This window comes from Lactococcus cremoris subsp. cremoris NBRC 100676, from assembly GCF_001591705.1.
In the GTDB taxonomy this organism is placed as follows: Bacteria; Bacillota; Bacilli; order Lactobacillales; family Streptococcaceae; genus Lactococcus; species Lactococcus cremoris.
In genome coordinates, this window is the sequence record NZ_BCVK01000008.1 from 1 (window position 1) to 21,026 (window position 21,026).

The window sequence follows — 21,026 nt, forward strand, 5'->3', positions numbered from 1 at the left end:
TAGCACTCTGAAAATTCTGTGAAAAATTTTGGAATATATGCCAAAAGTGATTATTTTGCTGGAAAGCCTTGGATTATAACATCTTCTTAGTTTTTTATTTTCTTATATTATCGTCAGTTCTTACATAGTATCTTTAGTTACCGACTTTAAAAAAATATATTTATTTTTCTTTTGTCATATATTCCAAAAGTTAGTCGAACATAAAGAAATACTGACAGAATTTCTGTCATAGGATAGACGTTTGTACTTTAGTACATTACGAATATACTAGCAGTTCCATCAGTAACTTTCAAAATAGAATCCTAAATTAAAATCTTTAAATATTTTTGATGACAATGCTGTCAGTAAATGCTATAATTAGTTCAATTTACTGACGGAGGGCTTTGATGAATGACTAAAATATTTCCTAAAAAATTACAAAAGGGCGATGAAATCCGCGTGATTTCACCTAGTTCTTCTTTGACTCGGACCGGAAAATTTGAAGACAAATTAAAAGCAAAAGCTCGTCTTGAAGCACTTGGTTATCAGGTTACTTTTGGTCAGCATATTTTAGAAAATGATTTGCTTGAATCAAGTTCGATTAATTCACGACTTGCAGATTTCCATGCGGCTTTTTTAGACCCTAATGTCAAAGCCATTTTATGTCCATTGGTGGCTTTAACTCTAATGAACTTCTCCCTTATATCGATTGGAACATTGTAAAAAATAGTCCTAAAATTTTCTGTGGCTTTTCTGATATCACTGTTCTTCATCAAGCAATTTTCGCTAAAACTGGCTTAGTCACTTACTATGGTCCTGGTTACATCGCCTTTTTAATGGATGAATTGCAAGACTTTCAAACTAATTCTTGGCAAAATGCAGTAGCTGGTCAGTCAAGTTATTCTTTAAATGCCAGCGATTTCTACACGAGTGATGCTTGGTACGACCCCACTCAAGCTCGTCATCTCCTGCCTGCTGCCTGGAAAATATATAACCATGGCAAAGCGTCAGGGGAGATTATTGGCGGAAATCTCAATACCCTGATGCTTGTGACAGGAACTAGTGCTCAGGTCAAATCTAATCAACAAATTGCTTTTTTAGAAAATGCTGAAGGTGAAGATTTTTATGATTGGGACCGTGAATTAGCTCATTTTCTTCAAGTTTATCCCGATATCTCTGCTTTGGTTATTGGTCGCTTTCCAAAAGAAGAGGGAATGACTGAAGAAATTTTACATTTTATTTTAGATAAATACCCTCATTTAAAAACAATTCCAGTTGTTTATGATGTCGATTTTGGACATACTCAACCGATTTTTACTTTTCCTCTGGGAGGGCAAGTGGAAATTTCAACCCAACCTTTAAAAATTGAAATTTTGGAAGGTTAGAACATCAAAAAGGAGAGTCACATGACTGAAGTTTATTTTATTCGACATTCTCTTAGAGATAATGCAACCTATGACGATATGGATGTTCCTCTGACTGCTGAGGGTGAAAAACGCGCACTAATCTTAGCTGATGCTTTTGCAAATGTATCAATCGAGCAAATTTTTTCCAGTCCATTTCAACGTTCTGTTCGTACCGTGAATCCTCTTGCTCACTCTAAAAATCTTGAAATTTAACTCATTTCTGATTTGAGAGAAAGAAATGTTGGCCATGAAATAGCTGATTTTTGGCCTTTTGCAAAGCGACAATGGAAAGATTTTGATTATAAACTTGCTGATGGAGAATCCTTACGTGAAGTTCAAAATCGTAATATTTCAGCCCTTGAACATATTTTAGCAACTTCTAAAAATCAAAAAGTTGCAATCGGAACTCATGGCACTTCTCTTTCTACCATTTTAAATTTTTATCAACCAGACTTTCAGTTTCAAGATTTTCAATCTTTAGCTGGCAAAATGCCCTATGTCATCAAAATGGACTTTGCTGAAAATAATTATCTGACCCACCAAGTCATTGAAATTGATTATGACAATAAAAAAAGTTACTGATAGAACTGCTAGGATATTCGTAATGTACTAAAGTACAAACGACTATCCTATGACAGCAATTCTTGTCAGTAACTTTTTATTTTAAAGTTCAATAATATTTCCAGAATTCAAGTAAACAATCCACTCACAGAGATTGACCGCGTAACCGGTAATCCGTTCCAAGTAAACCAATGTCAACAAGTATTCTTTACCTGTTGTTACTGTTTCAGAGTTTTCTTTCATTCCGTCAAGAATTTTTTCTTGAATTTCATGACTCATGCTTTTGATGACATATTGTTGTTCAGCAATTTCATGAGCACGTTTGTCATTTCCTTGAATATAAGCATTGAGCGAAGCATCAACGATAGATTTAACTTTTTCACCGAGTAAGCTAATATCTTCTTCAATTACATGAATTCGTTCTTCACCTTTAAGTGAAATGGTTGCCTTAGCGATAGATGCAACGTGGTCACCCATTCGCTCAAGGTCAGATGACGCTTTAAGGACTGTGATGATTGTTCGCAAATCGCTAGAAACAGGTTGTTGAAGTGCAATCATTTCTAATGATTGGTTTTCAAGACTTTTTTCTTGGTCATTAATGGCATGGTCGCCTTCAATGACTTGTTCAGCCAAATCACGATCATGGCTAACAAAGGCACGAACGGCCTTATTCAATTGAGCAGAAACTTGCGTGCCCATTGAGTAAAATTGATTGTGAAGTTTATTAAGGTCTTCTTCAAATTGTGTACGCAACATAATTACCCCTCTTTGTTTTTATAGTAATGTTATTATGAGACATTCATTAAATCGATGATATTCCGCTTTAATGAATGCTAATGTAATATCTAGGAAGAACGCCATAACTGAAAGCGACTGAAAAGGGAGCTTTCAGGTTGGAGATTAGAAAAGCATCGCTTTTCCCTTTCCTGTTTGACCGTTGACGCTTTAGCGTTTTACGGCCATTGATATTTTTAGCACCAAAGTGCTAGCAATGAAATTTATCCAAATTTACCAGAAATATAATCAGATGTTTCTTGTTTTTCTGGATTCAAGAAAATACTTTTTGTATCATTATACTCAATCAGATTCCCGTCTAACATAAAAGCGGTACGATCTGAAATACGTGATGCTTGTTGCATACTATGCGTCACGATAGCGATTGTATAATCTTTTTTAAGTTCAAGCATGGTTTCTTCGACACGAGCCGCTGAAATTGGGTCAAGGGCTGATGTTGGTTCATCCATTAAGATAATTTCTGGATTGACCGCAAGGACACGAGCGATACAAACCCGTTGTTGTTGTCCCCCTGAAAGTCCAAGAGCTGAACTGTGCAAAATATCCTTCACTTCATCCCAAATATTTGCTGCTTTAAGTGAGTTTTCCACAACTTCATCAAGAAGTGCTTTATCTTTGACACCTTTTAAGCGCAGTCCATAAACCACATTTTCATAAATTGAAAATGGGAAGGGATTCGGTTGTTGGAAAACCATACCGATTTCTTTTCGTAAATCAACGGTATCAACTTTTGGACTATAAATATTTTTACCTTTGTAATCAATCGCTCCAGTGATAGTCACTGTTGGAATCAAATCATTCATACGATTGATTGAGCGCAATAGTGTTGATTTTCCACATCCAGACGGACCAATGAGCGCTGTAATTTCATTCTTGTAGAATGTCATATTTATCGTATTCAACGCTTTTTTCTTGCTGTAATAAAGCGACAAGTCGCTGACGGTTAAAACTGCTTCTTTTTCCATATCTTACCTTTTTATAAGTTACTGATAGAACTACCAGCACATTCGTAATGTACCAAAGTACAAATGACTGTCCTATGACAAAAAATTTTTGACTTTCTATCAGTATGTTTTACTGACAGAAAATATTTTAGCAACTTTGTAGCTTTGTCAGTAATTTTTATCAAATTTTGACAACAAAATTGAATAAATGTGTGATGTTTTTATTTCTTAACCAAAGTGACCAGAAACATAGTCCTCTGTTGATTGTAAACTAGGCTGAGTGAAAATAGTGCTTGTCTTATCATACTCAATCAAATCTCCAGAGTAGAAAAATGCTGTATTATCAGAAGCTCGAGAAGCTTGAGCCATATTGTGAGTCACGATAATGATCGTATAATTTTCTTTAAGTTCCATCATCGTTTCTTCAATTTGCATGGTTGAAATTGGGTCAAGGGCAGAAGCCGGTTCATCCATCAAGATAATTTCTGGTTTTACTGACAAGGCACGTGCAATACACAAACGCTGCGCTTGTCCGCCAGACATAGCCAAAGCCGATTGATTAAGATTATCTTTGACTTGCTCCCACAAAGCAGCTTGCTTCAGTGAGGTTTCAACAATCTCGTCCAATTTTTTCTTATCTCTCACACCGTCGCGGCGATGAATGAAGGCAATATTTTCATAAATTGATTTAGGAAATGGGTTGGGTCTTTGAAAAACCATCCCAATTTGCTTACGAACTTCAAAGACATTTACTTTGTTGTCGTTAATATTGACCCCTTCATAATTGATTTCACCAGTTACGCGCGCTCCATCAATCGTATCATTCATTCGATTTAATGCACGCAGATAAGTCGATTTACCAGAACCAGAAGGGCCAATAAGTGCAGTTATTTCATTTTTGGGAAATGACATTGTCACACCATGAATTGCTTCTTTTGTTCCATTATAGAAAACACGCAAATCATTGGTTGATAATGCTATTTCTTCTTTCTCAGGCACCATAATTTTGCGCTGAGTCCAGTCATATGTTGTTGCCATAATTATTCTTTCTGTTAAACTTATAAGTTTTCTTAATTTGAAGAGGTTAATTTCTTGTGAATTCGATTCCCAATGAAACGAGCACCCAGGTTAAAGAGGAGGACAAAGATAATCAATACCGCTGAGGCTCCTGCAGAAATTTGTTGCGCCGTTGAAATTGTTCCCTCAGTATTAAGTGCCCAGATATGAACAGCCAAGGTTTCAGCTGGTCTGAAAAGTGACAGCGGTGAAGTCAAACTCATCGGATTCCAGTTTGCCCAGTTAATCGGCAAGTTTGTTTGTCCAGCAGTATAAATCAAAGCCGCTGCCTCACCAAAGACACGTCCTGATGAAAGAATCACCCCTGTGATAATTCCAGGAACTGCCGCTGGTAAAATAACTTGTGTTGCTGTTTCCCAGCGAGACATTCCGAGTGCCAAACCGCCTTCACGTTGTGAAGTTGGAATTGCTCGAAGTGATTCTTCAACATTACGGGTCATCAACGGTAAGTTGAAAACGGTCAACGCCAAGGCACCTGATAAAACTGAGAAGCCAAGACCAAATTGTAAAACGAAAATTAACATCCCGAAAAGCCCAACAACGATTGAAGGAAGTGAAGACAATACTTCAATCGCTGAGCGAACAACACCAGTTAACCAATGTTTCCGATTTGCATACTCAGACAGATAAATCCCAGCACCTAGCGATAGGGGAACAGAGATAATCAGCGTTACAATCAATAGATAAACAGAGTTAAATAGTTGAACTGCAATCCCACCACCTGTCAACGGATTTGACGCGGTGATGATAAATTTAGGGTCTTTAAAGATAACTGGCAAACCTTTAACTAAAATATATGCCAGTAAAAAAGCGAGGATAAGCACAATGATGCCAGAAAGGACGTAAAGGACACCAGTGGCAATCTTGTCAGAGCGTTTAGCGTTCATTATTTAAGACTTCCTTTCTTAGCAATAGCACGCATTGCGAGGTTGAAAAAGAGTGACATAATCAAAAGGAGTAAGGCAAGCGACCAAAGTGCATTCAATTGAATACCAGGTGTTGCATTAGGAATTCCTGAAGTCAAGATTGATGTCAAGGTTGAAGCTGGTGAAATCAAATCTTTTGGCATCATGACCGCATTACCAACGACCATTTGAATAGCCAAAGCTTCACCAAAGGCACGCGCCATTTCAAAGATAACCGCAGTCAAAATTCCTGGTGTAGCCGCACGTAAGAGAACACGCCAAATCGTTTGCCAGCGAGTGGCACCAAGTCCGAGTGATGCTTCTTTATAATAAGAAGGGACAGCTTTCATGGCGTCCACAGTCATCGAAGTCACAGTTGGCAAAATCATGACAAAGAGCACAAACACACCTGACAAAAGTCCCAAACCTGTTCCGCCAAAAACGTTACGAATGGCAGGCACGACAACGGTCAAACCAATGAAACCATAAACTACTGACGGAATCCCTACAAGGAGTTCAATGACAGGTTGCAAGATTTTTTTACCATATTTTGGTGAGATTTCTGTCATGTAAATTCCTGCACCAATCGCAAAAGGTGTGGCAACAAGTGCAGAGAGTACCGTAACAATCAATGAACCCGCAAACATTGGTAAAGCCCCAACTGCAGGCTTACCATCTGGCCCAAGATTACCTGGTGACCAGTTGGTTCCAAAGAGGAAACGGAAAGGATTTACGCCATCTGAATAAAAAGTTGATAGACCTTTTTGAGCAACAAAGACGAGGATTGCGCCTACAACGAAGACAATGAGGGCAATACATAAGAACGTCAAACTCTTACCAAATTTTTCAAGCCTTGAATTTTTATTGCTTGAAAGCAATTTTTCTTTGATTTTTGAATTTTCCATAAGGACCTAACTATTTTTTGTTGATTTATATTTTATTTGATAATGCAGAATTTTTTTCACTTAAAACTTTATTTTTAAAGTATATTAAAGCTGACTATTGTCAGTTCTAATTTACTTTTATCACAAAATTTAAAGGGGATTACTTGATTTTTTCAATATTTCCTTTTGCGTCTCGGTCAACTTTCATTTCAGAGACACGGATATAGCCTAATTGCTCAAGTGTTTTTTTATCATTTTGAACGTATTCGATAAATTTATTTTCAATCGTATTTTTACGAGATTTATTGGTGTACATGTGCTCGTATGACCAGATTTTCCATGCATTAGTCTTCACATTGTCATAAGTCGGAGCGACACCGTCAACATTGACTGCTTTTACTCCCGGTTTATCAGTGTAACTAAAAGCAACATAAGAAATAGCCCCTGGCGTTTGCCCTACTAATTGAACAACAGAACCTGAAGCATCTTGAGTTGGACCATTCACTTCTGTTGCGCCATTCAACGCATATTTATCAAAATTCACACGCGTTCCTGAACCAGCAGTTCGACCAATAACTGTAATTTTTTGATCTTGGCCCCCAACTTCTTTCCAATTAGTGATTTTCCCAGTGAAAATATCAATCAGTTCTTGTTGAGACAAGTTTTTTACTTTTAACTTTTTGTTGATAATTGGTGCAAAACCAATAACAGCAACTTTATGGTCAATAATTTTATCAACCGCTATTCCTGACTTTTCTTCGGCAAAAATATCAGAATTACCAATTTGAAAAGAACCAGCAGCAACTTGAGCTAAACCAACACCAGAACCGCCCCCTTGAACCATGATAATTTCATCAGGATTTTGCTTCATATATGACATAGAAGCATGTTCAACCATTGGCTGCAAAGCAGTTGAGCCACCAGCTGTGACCTGTTTATTTCCAGAACCACAAGCTGCCAATGCAAATAAACTTACACTGGCCATCAAAGCAATAAAAATTTTCTTCTTCATAGCTTAATTATAACATAATGCCCCCTCAAAGGTCGCTTGATGACAGCGTTCTTATGTAAATGTTTTGTAAATAATACGGGAAAATGCTCAATTCTTAGAGAATGAGCAGCTTCCTGTCTTTAGGGAAAGAATATGAAGATATATTTAAAGTCCAATGCTCAGTAAACCCTGTTTAAATTCACTGAACATTGATTTTATAAAAAAGTAGCTGAGCATAAAATTTTAATTTATGAAGAAGAAAATTTTTATTGCTTTGAATGATGTGATTAACCACTACTTCTTATACATAATTATTTTACTGACAAACTGATTTCTGTCGAAATTGAATCAGCCTTCGTCTTATTTTTTAGTAATATTTCCGTCAGCATCACGTTCAACTTTCATGTCGCTGATTGGAATATATCCTAATTTTTTAATGTCTTTGTTGTTTTCAGAAACATATTTGATGAAGGCTTTATCCGCCGCTGTTTCTTTTTTAGTATTCGTGTACATATGTTCGTAAGACCAAACTTTATAGTCATTAGTTACAACATTTGCTTCAGTTGGCTCAACACCATCAATCGAAATATCTTTGATGTCTTTACTTGTATCAACATAAGAAAGTGCAACATATGAGATGGCTCCTGGTGTTTGACCTACCATTTGAACAACTGAACCAGACGCATCTTGTGTTGGTCCTTTAACTTCTGTTGCACCACCCAGTGCAAACTTATCGAAATTCACGCGTGTTCCAGAACCTTCAGTTCGACCGATAACAGTAATCTTTTGATCTAAACCACCCACTTCTTTCCAGTTTGTCACTTTACCAGTAAAGACGTCTTGCAATTGTTGTGAAGTTAAATTTTTCACATCAGTTTTAGCGTTAATAATTGGGGCAAAACCAACAACTGCTACTTTGTGATCAGTAATTGCTGAAGCATCAATTCCGGATTTTTCCTCAGCAAAAATGTCAGAGTTCCCAATTTGGAAAGAACCAGCAGCCACTTGGGTCAAGCCGACACCAGACCCACCACCTTGCACAGTTACTTGAACAGAAGAATTTTTAGCCATAAATTCTGTTGACGATTGTTGTGCTAATGGTTGAAGAGCTGTTGAACCTCCAGCGATAATTTTTCCTGACAAAGCTTTGTCAGAAGAACTAGAGCTGCTAGATGATGAACCATTTGATGAACCACAGGCCGCCAAAGTCAACAATGCACCAGCAGTAATGAGACCAACAAGAATTTTCTTTTTCATGAGAAGTTTCTCCAATTAATTTCTAAATAAGTTGTTAAGCTTTTTGCTTACAAAACTATTTTATCATCGAAAGACCGAATCGCTTGTAAACACTTAGTAAATACAAGGTAAATGGAACGTAAATACTTTTTTCTTTAGAATTCTTTTTTATAATTACTGAAAACTAGTAAAAAAATACTGACAGTCGCTCTGTCAGTATTTTTAATCATCGTTAACGATTGTAAGCTTTAAGCTGTCTTGCAATATCGCGATTTTGCTCTTTGCGTTTAAGGCTTTCTCGCTTATCATAATCTTTTTTACCTCGAGCAAGTCCCATCAGCACTTTGGCAAAGCCATTTTTCAAATAAACTTTTAAAGGAATAAAAGTAATTCCTGTTCCTGATAATTCTTTATCAATCTTAGCAATTTCTTTTTTATTGAGCAATAATTTTCTCGTGCGCAGCTCCTCAACATTAAAAATATTTCCTTGCTCAAATGGCGCAATATGAACATTTGATAGCCAAACTTCGCCATTGCGAACTCTGGCAAACCCATCTTTGAGTTGAATTTTTGCCTGCCGAACCGACTTAATCTCCGTTCCTGTCAGCACAATTCCCGCCTCAAAAGTCTCATAAATTTCATAATCATGCCGTGCTTTTTTATTCTGAGCTAGCGGCTTATCTTCTGTATTTTTTACCATATTTATCATTCCCCAAGAATCTCTTAATTTAATTTTACCATAAGACCACAAAAATGTTAGGCAATTACAGATTTTCTCGCCCCCAAAGATCTAGTTGCTGCATAAAAGGTACTAAATCTTCTCCTTTTTTGGTCAAATAATATTCAACATGTGGTGGAATGGTCTGAAAATCTTTGCGGATAACCAAATCGTGTTCCATCAAAAGCTCTAAAGACCTCGTCAACATCACATTAGTAATTCCGTTAACTTCTCTTCGCAATTGATTAAAACGAATCCCCTCATGATTACATATTATCCAAAGAATTTTTAATTTCCATTTTCCCCCAAAAATATCCATGACTTTACTCACACCACATTCTTGATCCATTTGTGCTCCTTAACATTTTTACAGTAACAAAAAAGTGCGTACTATCTTTTTATATTCTATTATATTATAATAACTCCATCAATAAATCAAGGAGAACAAGAATGACACAATTAGACTTTTTAGATGGACGCAAATCCGTCAGAACTTTTGATCCCACAGCACAAATCAGCAACCAAGAAATTATGGATATTCTTAGCCATGCGGCTAATGCCCCTTCAGGAAATAATTTCCAACCTTGGAAAGTCTTCGTTGTCAAAAATAAGGAAAAACAAGAAATCTTGAAAAATATTTCTTTCAAGCAACAACAAATTGCCGATGCCTCCGCAGTATTTCTAATTTTTGGCGACAAAAGTAACTACGATATTCAAAAAATTATGAAATTCAATTTAGAAAATCACATCATTTCAGAAAATCAGCTGACAGAAAAAACTAGTCGAGTACATACTTATCTAAAACTTCATCCCGAGGATATCTGTAACGAAGGGCTCAGATTTGATAACGGACTTTTTGCCATGAATCTGATGCATACAATCAGAGAATTTGGCTACGAGTCTAATCCTATGCGCGGTACTGATTTCCAAAAAATAATGGAATTTTTAAATATTCCTCAAAATCTTGAACCTATCCTAATGCTACCTCTTGGTAAACCCTTAAAAGCAGGTTATCCCCATCGGCGTTACCCTACCAATGATTTTGTAGAAATTATTGAATAAAATTTTTTATCGCAGCCAAAATTTTCTCAACCAAAAGCTGGTAAGCTTCTAAAGTAAAATGTAAACCATCAACTCTTAACAAGGCTTTTGGGTTTTCTTGTTCCAACATGACCTGGTAAATATCAATCAACTTGAGCGATTTTTCTTTTGCCAAATCAATTGTTGCCTGTCTAAAAAGTTCAACCTCAGACAGCCGACTATAATGCGTCGGTTCGTCATCATTATAAAACGGAGGAGTAATTAGAACTGTTCTTTTTGCATCCAGTTGTGCAATCATTTGCTCTAAATTATCCTGAAATTCTTTTGTCCGAATCAAATGATAAGGTGAAGCATCATTTGCCCCAAAGAAAATGAAATTTAAATCAGCTTTTTCCTCAACAACATATTTTAGTCGAAGAAGTCCTCCGTAAGTATCATCTCCATTGATTCCATGAAGCAAAACTTTAACATCTGGCTCTTTTTTCTCAATTAATCTTGCCAGAATATTTGATGATCCTCCTTCGTCCATACCAAATCCATTTGTGATAGAATCCCCAAAAATCGCTATCTTCATTTTAGACTTCTCTTTCAAGTATTTTTCTCATTTTATCACAAATACTTGCTGACCAAAAAAGAAAAAATATCGTAGATGATCTACGATATTCTTGTCTTATCCTAATTTTTCAGCAACAGCTGTCAAAAGTTCAGGAATTCCTGCTGCATTTGAACCACCGGCCATAGCCATATCTGGTTTTCCACCACCACGACCATCAACAAATGGTGCTAATTCTTTAACTAAATTACCCGCTTTTACATCTGACGATTTAGAAGCCACTAAAAGACTTACTTTTTCACCAATTGTAGCGACTAAAACGAGGACATCTGACAATTCTTTTTGTTTCCAAATATCTGCCAAATTACGTAAGCCATTGGCATCTGGAACAGTGACTTGACTCGCAATAAAGCTTACAGAACCAGCTCTTTGTACATTTTTGAAGATTTCATCTGATTGGCTCGCTGCAAGTTTACCAGCTAAAGCATCATTTTCTTTTTGAGCTGCTTTAAGTTCATCTTGTAAGTTAGAAACTTTTGCGACGATTTGTGAAGCTTGTGGTGCTTTAACCAATCCAGCCACTTCGCTCAAAGTATTTTCAGCATCTTTGAAAGCTTCATAAGCTTTTTGACCTGTCACAGCAATAATCCGGCGCACACCAGAACCAATTCCTTCTTCTTTAATAATCTTGAAAAGACCAATTTGAGAAGTTGTTTGCGTATGTGTTCCTCCACAAAGTTCGATTGAATAATCTCCAATTTTTACAACACGAACATTTTTACCATATTTTTCACCGAAAAGAGCCATTGCACCCATTTCTTTTGCTGTGGCAATATCGGTTTCAATCGTTTCAACTTTCAATGATTGCCAAATCACTTCATTAACTTGACGCTCAATTTCAGCCAACTCTTCTTTGGTTACTTGAGCAAAGTGAGTGAAGTCAAAGCGCAAGAATTCCACTTCATTAAGTGAACCAGCTTGTAGTGCATGATTCCCAACAATATTATGCAAAGCAGCATGAAGTAAGTGAGTCGCTGTATGGTTTTTCACAACAGCAGAACGACGTTCTTCATCAATTTCTAAAGTATAAGTTTCCCCAACTTTAAGTGGTGAGGTAGTTTCCACAGAATGAAGATTTTGTCCATGTGGTGCATGTTGAACATCTAATACAGTTGCCACCTCTTGACCATCAGCATTTTTAATGACTCCATGGTCAGCCACTTGACCACCCATTTCAGCATAGAAAGGCGTCACATCAAATACTAATTGAGCTTTGCCAGTAACTTCATCAACAAGCTCATCATCTTTTATAGCCACGAGTAATTTTGCTTGGGATTTTTTATCTTCATAAAGGAATTTTGAGTCCACTTCGATAGAAGACAAAGTTTCATTTTGAGCACCCATTGAACCACCCTTAACCACAGCCGCACGCGCACGGTCTTGTTGAGCTTTCATAGCTACTTTGAATCCTTCATGGTCAATTTTGAATCCTTCATCTTCTGCCAATTCTTCGGTTAATTCGACAGGGAATCCATATGTATCGTAGAGGCGGAAAATATCAGCCCCTTCAATTCTATCTTTACCTTCAGCCTTAAGATTTACCAAAAGCTCATCAATCAATTTTTGACCTGCATCAATCGTCCGATTGAAAGTTTCTTCTTCACGGTCAATAATTTGCATGATGAAATCTTCTTTTTCGAGAACTTCTGGATAATAAGATTGCATGATTTTACCAACAGTTGGCACGAGTGAAGCTAAAAATTTACCTTGAATTCCCAATTTTTTACCGTGCATAACCGCGCGACGAAGTAAACGACGCAAAACATAACCACGCCCTTCATTTCCTGGCAAAGCACCATCCCCAATAGCAAATGAAAGTGAGCGAATATGGTCAGCAATCACTTTGAAACTCATATTTTCACTGTCTGGACTGTAAGTTATTCCAGAGAGTTTCTCAATTTCGCGAATAATTGGCAAGAATAGGTCTGTATCAAAGTTTGTTTTACCACCTTGAATAATGCAGACCATCCGTTCAAGCCCCATTCCCGTATCAATATTTTTCTGTGGTAATTCAGGATATTCCGAACGTGGAATCGCTGGATTCGCATTAAATTGTGACAAAACAATATTCCAAATCTCGATATAACGGTCATTTTCAATATCTTCAGCCAATAATTTCAAACCAACATGTTCTGGGTCGTAAATCTCCCCACGGTCAAAGAATATTTCTGTATCTGGACCTGAAGGACCAGCACCAATTTCCCAGAAATTATCTTCAATTGGGACAAGATGTGTTGGATCAACTCCAACTTCAACCCAGCGATTATAGGTATCTTTATCAGCTGGATAATAAGTGATATAAAGTTTTTCTGCTGGAAACTCAAACCATTCAGAACTTGTCAATAATTCCCAAGCAAAAGCAATCGCTTCATTACGGAAATAATCACCAATTGAAAAATTTCCAAGCATTTCAAACATGGTGTGATGACGGGCAGTTTTTCCGACATTTTCAATATCATTTGTCCGAATCGCTTTTTGAGCATTAGTCAATCTTGGATTTTCAGGAACGACTGAACCATCAAAATATTTTTTTAGTGTTGCTACTCCTGAATTAATCCAAAGCAAAGTTGGGTCATTCACAGGAACAAGACTTTGCGAAGGTTCAACAGTATGACCTTTTGATTTGAAAAAGTCGAGGAACATTTGGCGAACTTCTGCGGAAGTCATAGTTTTCATTATTTTCTCCTTTTATAAAAAGTTTATAGCTTAGCAATAAACTTATCTTGTATACTTTGTTAATGTTTTCACAATAAAATAATAAAATTCTACCGTAAACAAAGGGGCGCATACAGTTATACCGCGGTACCACCCTTATTCACGATAGAATTTCTATCATCTTACTTTGGTTGTTAGAGCAGTTCTCTCTGCTGTAAGCACTTTTATCAACTTGCTCATTCTCACCATTTTGAGCTCTCTTTAAAGTTGATTTTTATTAAATTATTTAGATGAAGATGTACTTGATGTTTGAGTGAATTGTGAGAAGATTGATGCAAAAGCAGATTCTTTCACAGTGACATTATTCTTTTTAAGGTACTTAGCAATAACTCCGCTGACAAAGGTTGTATCTTGTTCTTTTTCAGCTTTAATGACATTTTTAAGTTCTTTTTTATACTTGTTCATGTCACTACCTTTTTCAGAAGATTTAACCATCTCAACAATGTAGTAAGAAGTAGCCCCAGTTGATGCACTAGTATATTCAATTACGCTTGAAAATTCACCATTTTTCAACTTAAATGCTGCAGTTTGAACCTCAGTTGGCACAGTTGTTGATGTTGAATTAAAAGTGACTTTACTTGCAGCATTTGTTTTCTCAAAGCTTGCTTTACCAGCATCATCTTTTTTAGCAGCTAAAGCTTTAGTCGCTGCATCTTTTGAAGTTTCAGAAACAACATAAGCTGTTACATCTGGATGATAAGATTCCCAAGCTTTTTTGAGATTGGCATCGGTATATTGCGTTGCTTCGATTTCGTGGTCAATTGCTGCTTGCTCAAGCATTTGTGTACGCATGTATGGTGTGAAACTTGCTTCTGTCAAACCTTGTTGTTGCAAAGCTGAGGCAAATTGGCTTCCATACTGATCTTTGAGAGATTTAACTTTTTTGTTGACATCTTTATCAGTAACTTCTTTTCCAAAATCTTTAGTAAAAATTTTATCAAAGGTTAAATTTTGAAGCAAAGTATTTGTCGGTTGTGACGGGAATTGTTTAGCTTCCTTGTATAAATCAGAAACGCGAATGGTATCACCTTTCATTGTGATGATATCCTTGCTTGCTGAATCACTGCTTGAGCAACCAGACAAGGTTACCAATGCGGCTCCGGCAAAGACTGTAGCCATAACTAATCCGAGTTTTTTGAATTTCAAGATATTCTCCTTCGCATCATTCGTTGTTTGTAGCTTTTTGTACTAAAAACACACTTTTATTTTTAAGTTGTTGTAATTATATCATAAAAAATTAAAGAAAGCTTTATTTATGCAAAAAAACTTTCTAAAATTACTGAGACTTATATCAGCAATTTTTATGCTTTTTTTATCATTAATAATCCATCACCTAGCGGAAGAACGCTGGTCATATATTTAGGATTATCAAAAACTTCATCAAAAAGTTTTCTTAAGCCTCGTTCCAAAGCTCGTTGATTTCTTTTAACTTCCATGATTGGCAACAATATTTCACCAGCTTGAAAAACATCATCCATTAGGATAAGGCCATTTTCTGAAAGCAATTCAAGTGATTTAGGTAAGAATTCAACATATTTCGACTTGGCTGAATCCATGAAAACAAGATCAAATGGACCTTTTAATTCTTGCAAAACATCTGCAGCATCTCCTTCTTTAAGCTGAATTTGATTGCGGTGATCGTATTTAGTTAAATTTTTCTTGGCTAGCTCAATCATTTCAGGATTACGATCGATGGTCACAATCTCAGCTTCTGGAACTTCTTGTGCCATTACTAAGGCTGAAAAACCAATAGCTGTACCAATTTCCAGAATTCTTTTAGGCTTGAGCAGACTCAATAGCATTTGAAAATAGAGAACTGTTTCATGTGGAATAATAGGAATGTTATTTTCTTTAGCAAAGTTTAGGACTTCTGCAAGTTCTCCAGTCACTTGTGTTTGACTTGAACGCATCCATTCGACTAACTCAGCTTTGACAACTGGTCGATTCATCATGGGGTTACTTGTGCTCTTATATGTTTCAACCATTTTTAAAGATGGACTCCTTTTTCAACTAATTTTTCTAATTCATTCAAACGTTTTTCAAAAAGCTTAAAAGCAGACTCTAAGTAATCTGTAGATTCCATATTAACTCCAGCTTTTGCAATCACGTCTAGTGGATAGGCTGATGAACCAGCTTTTAAATAATCAAGATAATTTTGGCGGTCAGTAGCCGAACCATGCACCACTTTTTCAGCTAGAAATGAGGCTGCGGCAAAGCCTGTTGCGTATTGAAAAACGTAAAAATTATAATAGAAATGCGGAATTCTTGCCCATTCAAACTGAATTTCAGGATTTTCTTTGGCAGATAAGCCATAATATTTTTCATTAAGTTCGCCATAAAGAGAATTCAAAAATTCGCTCGTCAATACTTCACCTTCAGCATCGACTTCGTGAATTTTTTGTTCAAATTCAGCAAATTGACTTTGACGAAATACGGTTCCTCGAAAACTATCTAACCAATGGTTCAAAAGAGCAAAACGTTCCTTTTCATCATTGCTTTCTTTGAGCAAAGTCTCAGTTAAAATATTTTCATTGGTAGTTGAAGCAATCTCTGCTAAGAAGATTGGGTAATCTCCATAAACATAAGGTTGATTTTCCCTCGTAAAAGTGCTGTGAATAGAATGCCCCATCTCATGAACCAATGTAAAAAGATCGTCCAATGTCCCTTGCCAATTGAGTAACATGAATGCCTTGGTATCATAAGAACCACCTGAGTATGCCCCTGACCGTTTCCCGACATTTTCTTCAACATCAATCCAACGTTCATCAAAAGCCGCTTTAACTTTCTGACTATACTCTTCACCAAAAATTGCAAGCACTTCTTGCGCTTTCTTAACTCCTTCAGTGTAATTGAATTTATAATCTAAATTAGATAATGGAGTATAGATATCATACATCTTGAAATCAGAAATTCCTAAGATTTTTTTACGTAATTCAATATAGCGATGTAAAAGTGGTAAGTGTTGATGAATGCCTTCTATCAAGACGTCATAAACTTTTTCTGGAACAAAATTACTCATCAAAGCTGCCTGACGTGCTGAATCATATGCGCGTATTTGGGCATTGAAATTATGAACTTTTACATTGGTCTGCAAAGTTTTTGCATAGGTATGCTGATATTGTTCATAATTGCTGTAAAGTGCTTCATAAGCCGCTTTTCTTACTTCCCTGTTTTTACTTTCCATAAGAGAGCTATAATTTCCATGTGTCAACTGAATCTTTTCTCCCAATTCATTTTTAACAAAAGGAAATTTAACATCTGCATTATCGAAAATTTCAAAAGTCTCCGAAGGACTTTCAAAGATTTCACCCGCTGCCGCCAATATTTTTTCTTCTTTTTGACTAAGGATATGTTCTTTTTTAGCAAATAAACGTTCAAACATGTGATCGTAATTTTTCAATTCCTGAAGGATTTCTAACCATTGTTCGTAGGTTTCTTTTGTAATTTTTAAAAACTCAGGTTCATAAAAGGCATAGCTTTCCCCAAAATTAACATAGAGGGCCGTTGCTTTTGATTGATATTCTTGATACTTTGCTTCTCTTGTATCTTGATCATTTTTCATTGAAGCATAAACATAAAGCTTTTCAACTTTTTGAGAAATTGATAGCATATTTTTAGTAATTGTCAGTAAAGTTTCTGCTGAATCAAGTAAATGACCTTTATCATTTGTCTCAACAAGCGAAAGCTCTTTTTTTACCTTCTCTAATTCTGTTTCCCATTTTTGATCTGTTGAAAAAATTGTTGTCAAATCCCAAGTCAAGGCTTCAGGGATTTCATTTCTATTTTTTACCATAATTGGTACTCCTTTTTAGCTTAAAACTCTTATTTCTTATAATAATGAGAATAAAATAAAATAATAAAATCCTATTATTTTTCCTTCTTCTGCTTTCCCATTATAGCATAGAAACAGGGAGGATAGAGCATTTCAAGGCTATTTCTTTGGAAATTTATTAAAAAATTTTCATAGTAAAGCTTAACATTTTGATCAATCTGAGTAAAAGTTGTGATCGTCATTTCGTCAGTAAAACTCTCTAGTAAATTTAAACCTAGTGGAGCAATGTATGGACCTTCAAATTTTTTCGTCAGTAAATTTTCTCCTTTTTGATAATATTTTTCTTGAATTTTCATCCATTTTGGTGATTGATAGTATAATTGCTGACGAATAAAACTAGAAAGTTTAGGATCTTTAAAAGTAGGAATTTTCACCAGTTTTTGCGCCAAATAAGGTAAGCGTAGATGCGCAATAAGTCGTCCTTTTCCAAAAGGAATTTCCTCTTGTAAGCAAATGATTCTGCCGCGTAAATCCTCATGAATAAGAGATTTTAATCTTAATTTTTTCCTCTGAAAATCTAACTCCCAATAAAAGAATCCTCTATTTTCCGAGAAATAAACTAAATTTTTTTGAAGTTTTGTCACCTGTTCAGCCAGCCATAAATCCTTTCCCATCAACCAAAGCACTTTAAAGCCATGCGCCTTATAATTTTCTGTACGTTCTTTGAGGCGCTTAATAGATAAATGAGAGCATTGTATCTCAATAGCGATTTTGTCATTTACTAATAAATCTGGTCTTTGGTTAAGTTCGGGCAAATAGCGTTCAATTTCGACTTTGTCAGTCCTTTTAAACCACTGATATAATATTTTTTTCAAACCTAAATGCTGTTCTGACTCATTTTCCAACCATAAATTGCAGCTCTTTAGAGATTTATGGGCAAAATGAAGAACTTTTATCTGCCCATTTTTAATAAGTAGCTCTGCATGACAAGAAGGACAATAAAATTTCCCGGTCAATTCTTTGCGTTCTAATTCCAGTAAGTTTATTATTTTATTATTTTCATCAATTGCTGTCAGCATAATATTTTATACGAAAAAAATATAATTTTGTCACAAAAAAAGTTACTAACTAGTCTGTCAGTAACTTTTTACTATTATCTATTATTCCAAAGATAACCGATTTGCGAAAAGATAGCAATAACAAAGAAAAAAGCAACAATGATTCCCACCCATTTAATATGTTTTCTCTTTTCATAATTCATAACTGCAATAAATTCACGAATAAAGGCGGGAACACGATAATACATCGCTGTTTTTCCTCCTTTTCCTCCTTGAGCATCAATTTTTAAAGTTGCTGCAAAAAGTGCCGCCCGAAACACATGATAATCGGAAGTGAAAAACATAAATTTTTCTTTAATTAGGCGAGAAGAAAAAACCAAGTTTTCATATGTCGTTCTAGATTGGTCTTCAAGCATAGTTCGCTCAATTGGAAAGCCGAGCACTTCTACTGCATATTTTTGCATGGCTCTCGCTTCTGAAAGTTTTTCATCTGGACCTTGTCCGCCTGAAAAAACCAAAATAGTTTCATTATCTCGCACGGCTTTGACTGCTGCTAAAATTCGATTTCCTAATAATTTTCCAACATGCTCTCCTTGAATAAGACCTGCCCCTAAGACAACATGATAGGCTGCTCTTTGTTTTCGAACGCGTCGTCCATAAACCCAACTTGATAAAAAGAAAATACCAAACTGCCAAGCCAAATAAATTGATAGGACTGGATAAACAATTCCTAAAATCTTCAACCAAATCCAACTATCTGGTAGTCTTCCCATAGACAGATAAACCCAGTCAATTAGTAAAAATGCCAAAACAACAATAGGCAATAAAAGATTACCAATGGATTTTGACTCTCTTCGCCACATTTTAATCGTTAAAACAACAATACTAATGGAAACAACAATTCCTATTGTCATTGGTATCAATAATAATATTATAAAAGCTTCGGTAAAAAGTAGCCAAAGTAGTACTTTTTGTTGTAATTCTGTCAAGGCTAATCCAGAACCAATAATTCCATTTATCGTCACCCACAAAAAAAGTAGGGCAAAAAAGGATAAGCGCCCCAATCGTAAGGTCCGTAAATCTTTCAACTTTCTGATTTTCCACCAGAAAATAGTAGTCAGTCCTGCAAAAAATATTGTCAGAACTGTTCCAAAAATAAATATTCCATTTTTCAAATCCATAATTTCATTATACCGTTACTTAAAGCCAACTGTCAATACATCAGGCTCTATGATTTAAATGAAGTATTTTGCTGACTATCTGTCATTTTATAGTAAATACATTATAAAAAAATTGTCCCCCAAATAGAGACAATTTATCATTTTTAAATAAAGCTTATTCATAAAAGAAGGTTTTGACATAGCCAATTGCTTTTTGATTGCTTGGCATTTCCGTATGCTCGGTGTTTGTTCCTTCTATTAGATAATGAGTAGCAGAGTTTCCATTTTTTATCAGCAAAGGATAAATTGAGAAGCCGTCAGCCCAAGGAACTGTACCGTCGGTTTCTTTCTTAGTATCATAAGCTCCTTCTAGTAGCACAACTTGGATATTTTTATCCACACGTTCATAATTTTTCAACCAAAAATCATAATATTTTGTTTTAATTTTGGGTCCGTCAGCAAGAACTTGTGCAAGCGTTTGGTCAGGCTGTGCCGTACAAGCATTGTACTGACCATCAAGAGAAACAAACTTTTTAATCGGCGGAAGGCTTCGGTCATAACCATGGTCAATCAAATAATTGTAAACACCACCGCCACCAGCTGAATAGCCCAAAACGTTGGCATAAGCAACGTTATAATGCTTACCGAGATAAGACATGATAGCCATTAATGAGGCTTCATATTTATCGGAATTATTCGTTCCTTTGACCATTCCGACCTCAATTGTCGGATAGGCATTACGTTTGTCAATTGTTCCAGTCACTTTGAGTGAATAATTGTGTTCTGTGTCAACAACAATTGTCAGCCCTTTTTTAGCAGGGTATCTTTGTCCGCAGTAACACTATTAATCATTGTATCCATCGTTGACGCATAGCCACTTGAGCCAGTAATATAAATCGTCGGATAAATAGGACGGTCTTTTGCTGCTACAAGTGGGTGTGGCGGAAGAATAGAGTGACCAATGAAGATACCGATAACAAAGACTGCAATAAAACTCACGATAAGAGAAATGATTTTTTCATGATTTGATTTTACCACAATTTATTAAATATTCCCAATTTATTATTTTTATTTTTAATATCCTATTTTTCTTTCTCAAAATTTGAATTTTACCACATTCAAATAACTAATAGATTTGTTTTATTTAAAATAATACTCACACTTCTAATAT

The 21,026-nt window shown here is 35.8% G+C and carries 19 protein-coding genes and 2 pseudogenes; 3 read left to right on the plus strand and 18 right to left on the minus strand.

The genetic code is table 11. The features are described 5' to 3' along the window. Positions 1-390 precede the first annotated feature (390 nt). Together LLA01S_RS02150 and LLA01S_RS02155 are read left to right on the plus strand one after the other, a co-directional pair. A pseudogene (locus tag LLA01S_RS02150) lies at positions 391-1,364 on the plus strand (S66 family peptidase). A 21-nt stretch (positions 1,365-1,385) separates the two neighbouring features. Beyond that, positions 1,386-1,967 (plus strand): annotated as a pseudogene (locus LLA01S_RS02155) (histidine phosphatase family protein). An 81-nt stretch (positions 1,968-2,048) separates the two neighbouring features. Here LLA01S_RS02155 and phoU read toward each other — a convergent pair. From phoU to LLA01S_RS02200, 9 genes are all read right to left on the minus strand, one after another. Continuing rightward, positions 2,049-2,702 carry a phosphate signaling complex protein PhoU gene (gene phoU / locus LLA01S_RS02160; RefSeq protein ID WP_061777775.1) on the minus strand — a complete coding sequence of 218 codons (654 nt, stop codon included), beginning with the start codon at positions 2,700-2,702 and terminating at the stop codon, positions 2,049-2,051. Positions 2,703-2,944: 242 nt separating this feature from the next. After that, positions 2,945-3,706, minus strand: coding sequence for a phosphate ABC transporter ATP-binding protein PstB (gene pstB, locus LLA01S_RS02165; RefSeq protein WP_003130886.1), 762 nt, complete (start codon positions 3,704-3,706; stop codon positions 2,945-2,947). A gap of 207 nt (positions 3,707-3,913) precedes the next feature. Then, positions 3,914-4,723, minus strand: coding sequence for a phosphate ABC transporter ATP-binding protein PstB (gene pstB / locus LLA01S_RS02170; RefSeq protein ID WP_011676712.1), 810 nt, complete (start codon positions 4,721-4,723; stop codon positions 3,914-3,916). Between the two features lie 32 nt (positions 4,724-4,755). After that, positions 4,756-5,649, minus strand: a complete 894-nt coding sequence (gene pstA / locus LLA01S_RS02175; protein WP_061777776.1) for a phosphate ABC transporter permease PstA — start codon at positions 5,647-5,649, stop codon at positions 4,756-4,758. Then, entirely contained in the window at positions 5,649-6,572 is a 924-nt protein-coding gene (pstC, locus tag LLA01S_RS02180; protein WP_061777777.1) for a phosphate ABC transporter permease subunit PstC, read from the minus strand. The genes pstA and pstC overlap by 1 nt, the downstream gene beginning before the upstream one ends. A 139-nt stretch (positions 6,573-6,711) precedes the next feature. After that, the gene (locus tag LLA01S_RS02185; RefSeq protein ID WP_021165602.1) at positions 6,712-7,563 is read right to left on the minus strand and encodes a phosphate ABC transporter substrate-binding protein PstS family protein; all 852 of its coding nucleotides are present in this window, start codon (positions 7,561-7,563) and stop codon (positions 6,712-6,714) included. 339 nt (positions 7,564-7,902) lie between these two features. Then, positions 7,903-8,799, minus strand: coding sequence for a phosphate ABC transporter substrate-binding protein (locus tag LLA01S_RS02190; protein ID WP_021213528.1), 897 nt, complete (start codon positions 8,797-8,799; stop codon positions 7,903-7,905). A 211-nt stretch (positions 8,800-9,010) separates the two neighbouring features. After that, a complete protein-coding gene (gene smpB / locus LLA01S_RS02195) occupies positions 9,011-9,478 on the minus strand; it encodes an SsrA-binding protein SmpB (protein WP_011676717.1) in 468 nt (155 codons plus the stop codon). Positions 9,479-9,542: 64 nt separating this feature from the next. Then, entirely contained in the window at positions 9,543-9,845 is a 303-nt protein-coding gene (locus LLA01S_RS02200; protein ID WP_011676718.1) for a winged helix-turn-helix transcriptional regulator, read from the minus strand. Positions 9,846-9,946: 101 nt separating this feature from the next. Between LLA01S_RS02200 and LLA01S_RS02205 the strand changes: the two genes are divergently transcribed. Then, positions 9,947-10,558 (plus strand): nitroreductase family protein, encoded by a 612-nt coding sequence (locus tag LLA01S_RS02205; RefSeq protein WP_021165605.1) that lies wholly within the window; start codon positions 9,947-9,949, stop codon positions 10,556-10,558. Here the strand turns inward: LLA01S_RS02205 and LLA01S_RS02210 are convergent. From LLA01S_RS02210 to LLA01S_RS12845, 9 genes are all read right to left on the minus strand, one after another. After that, positions 10,548-11,111 (minus strand): GDSL-type esterase/lipase family protein, encoded by a 564-nt coding sequence (locus tag LLA01S_RS02210; protein ID WP_061777778.1) that lies wholly within the window; start codon positions 11,109-11,111, stop codon positions 10,548-10,550. The genes LLA01S_RS02205 and LLA01S_RS02210 overlap by 11 nt on opposite strands. Positions 11,112-11,207: 96 nt before the next feature. Next, positions 11,208-13,826 (minus strand): alanine--tRNA ligase, encoded by a 2,619-nt coding sequence (gene alaS, locus LLA01S_RS02215; RefSeq protein WP_011676721.1) that lies wholly within the window; start codon positions 13,824-13,826, stop codon positions 11,208-11,210. 261 nt (positions 13,827-14,087) lie between these two features. After that, on the minus strand, positions 14,088-15,011 hold the full coding sequence (locus LLA01S_RS02220) for a peptidylprolyl isomerase PrsA (RefSeq protein WP_061777779.1): 924 nt from the start codon (positions 15,009-15,011) through the stop codon (positions 14,088-14,090). A gap of 155 nt (positions 15,012-15,166) precedes the next feature. Next, complete coding sequence (locus LLA01S_RS02225) at positions 15,167-15,850, minus strand: O-methyltransferase (protein ID WP_011676723.1); 684 nt, start codon at positions 15,848-15,850, stop codon at positions 15,167-15,169. 2 nt (positions 15,851-15,852) lie between these two features. Further along, positions 15,853-17,658: an oligoendopeptidase F gene (gene pepF / locus LLA01S_RS02230; RefSeq protein WP_021165608.1), complete on the minus strand. Its 1,806-nt coding sequence runs from the start codon at positions 17,656-17,658 to the stop codon at positions 15,853-15,855. Positions 17,659-17,732: 74 nt separating this feature from the next. Further along, the gene (locus LLA01S_RS02235) at positions 17,733-18,716 is read right to left on the minus strand and encodes a competence protein CoiA (RefSeq protein ID WP_032950503.1); all 984 of its coding nucleotides are present in this window, start codon (positions 18,714-18,716) and stop codon (positions 17,733-17,735) included. A 74-nt stretch (positions 18,717-18,790) separates the two neighbouring features. Further along, positions 18,791-19,876 (minus strand): YdcF family protein, encoded by a 1,086-nt coding sequence (locus LLA01S_RS02240; protein ID WP_061777780.1) that lies wholly within the window; start codon positions 19,874-19,876, stop codon positions 18,791-18,793. Positions 19,877-20,030: 154 nt separating this feature from the next. Next, positions 20,031-20,618, minus strand: a complete 588-nt coding sequence (locus tag LLA01S_RS02245; RefSeq protein WP_250638196.1) for an alpha/beta hydrolase — start codon at positions 20,616-20,618, stop codon at positions 20,031-20,033. Positions 20,619-20,656: 38 nt separating this feature from the next. Continuing rightward, entirely contained in the window at positions 20,657-20,893 is a 237-nt protein-coding gene (locus LLA01S_RS12845) for an alpha/beta hydrolase (RefSeq protein ID WP_250638220.1), read from the minus strand. Between the last annotated feature and the right edge of the window lie 133 nt (positions 20,894-21,026).

Excerpts from the sequence above, each read along its gene's own strand:
- LLA01S_RS02235 (WP_032950503.1), bottom strand. The coding sequence starts at position 18,716 with ATGCTGACAGCAATTGATGAAAATAATAAAATAATAAACTTACTGGAA.
- LLA01S_RS02225 (WP_011676723.1), bottom strand. The coding sequence starts at position 15,850 with ATGGTTGAAACATATAAGAGCACAAGTAACCCCATGATGAATCGACCA.
- LLA01S_RS02210 (WP_061777778.1), bottom strand. The coding sequence starts at position 11,111 with ATGAAGATAGCGATTTTTGGGGATTCTATCACAAATGGATTTGGTATG.
- LLA01S_RS02190 (WP_021213528.1), bottom strand. The coding sequence starts at position 8,799 with ATGAAAAAGAAAATTCTTGTTGGTCTCATTACTGCTGGTGCATTGTTG.
- smpB (WP_011676717.1), bottom strand. The coding sequence starts at position 9,478 with ATGGTAAAAAATACAGAAGATAAGCCGCTAGCTCAGAATAAAAAAGCA.
- alaS (WP_011676721.1), bottom strand. The coding sequence starts at position 13,826 with ATGAAAACTATGACTTCCGCAGAAGTTCGCCAAATGTTCCTCGACTTT.
- phoU (WP_061777775.1), bottom strand. The coding sequence starts at position 2,702 with ATGTTGCGTACACAATTTGAAGAAGACCTTAATAAACTTCACAATCAA.
- LLA01S_RS02185 (WP_021165602.1), bottom strand. The coding sequence starts at position 7,563 with ATGAAGAAGAAAATTTTTATTGCTTTGATGGCCAGTGTAAGTTTATTT.
- pstA (WP_061777776.1), bottom strand. The coding sequence starts at position 5,649 with ATGAACGCTAAACGCTCTGACAAGATTGCCACTGGTGTCCTTTACGTC.
- LLA01S_RS02240 (WP_061777780.1), bottom strand. The coding sequence starts at position 19,876 with ATGGATTTGAAAAATGGAATATTTATTTTTGGAACAGTTCTGACAATA.
- pstB (WP_003130886.1), bottom strand. The coding sequence starts at position 3,706 with ATGGAAAAAGAAGCAGTTTTAACCGTCAGCGACTTGTCGCTTTATTAC.
- LLA01S_RS02200 (WP_011676718.1), bottom strand. The coding sequence starts at position 9,845 with ATGGATCAAGAATGTGGTGTGAGTAAAGTCATGGATATTTTTGGGGGA.
- LLA01S_RS02205 (WP_021165605.1), top strand. The coding sequence starts at position 9,947 with ATGACACAATTAGACTTTTTAGATGGACGCAAATCCGTCAGAACTTTT.
- pstB (WP_011676712.1), bottom strand. The coding sequence starts at position 4,723 with ATGGCAACAACATATGACTGGACTCAGCGCAAAATTATGGTGCCTGAG.
- pstC (WP_061777777.1), bottom strand. The coding sequence starts at position 6,572 with ATGGAAAATTCAAAAATCAAAGAAAAATTGCTTTCAAGCAATAAAAAT.
- pepF (WP_021165608.1), bottom strand. The coding sequence starts at position 17,658 with ATGGTAAAAAATAGAAATGAAATCCCTGAAGCCTTGACTTGGGATTTG.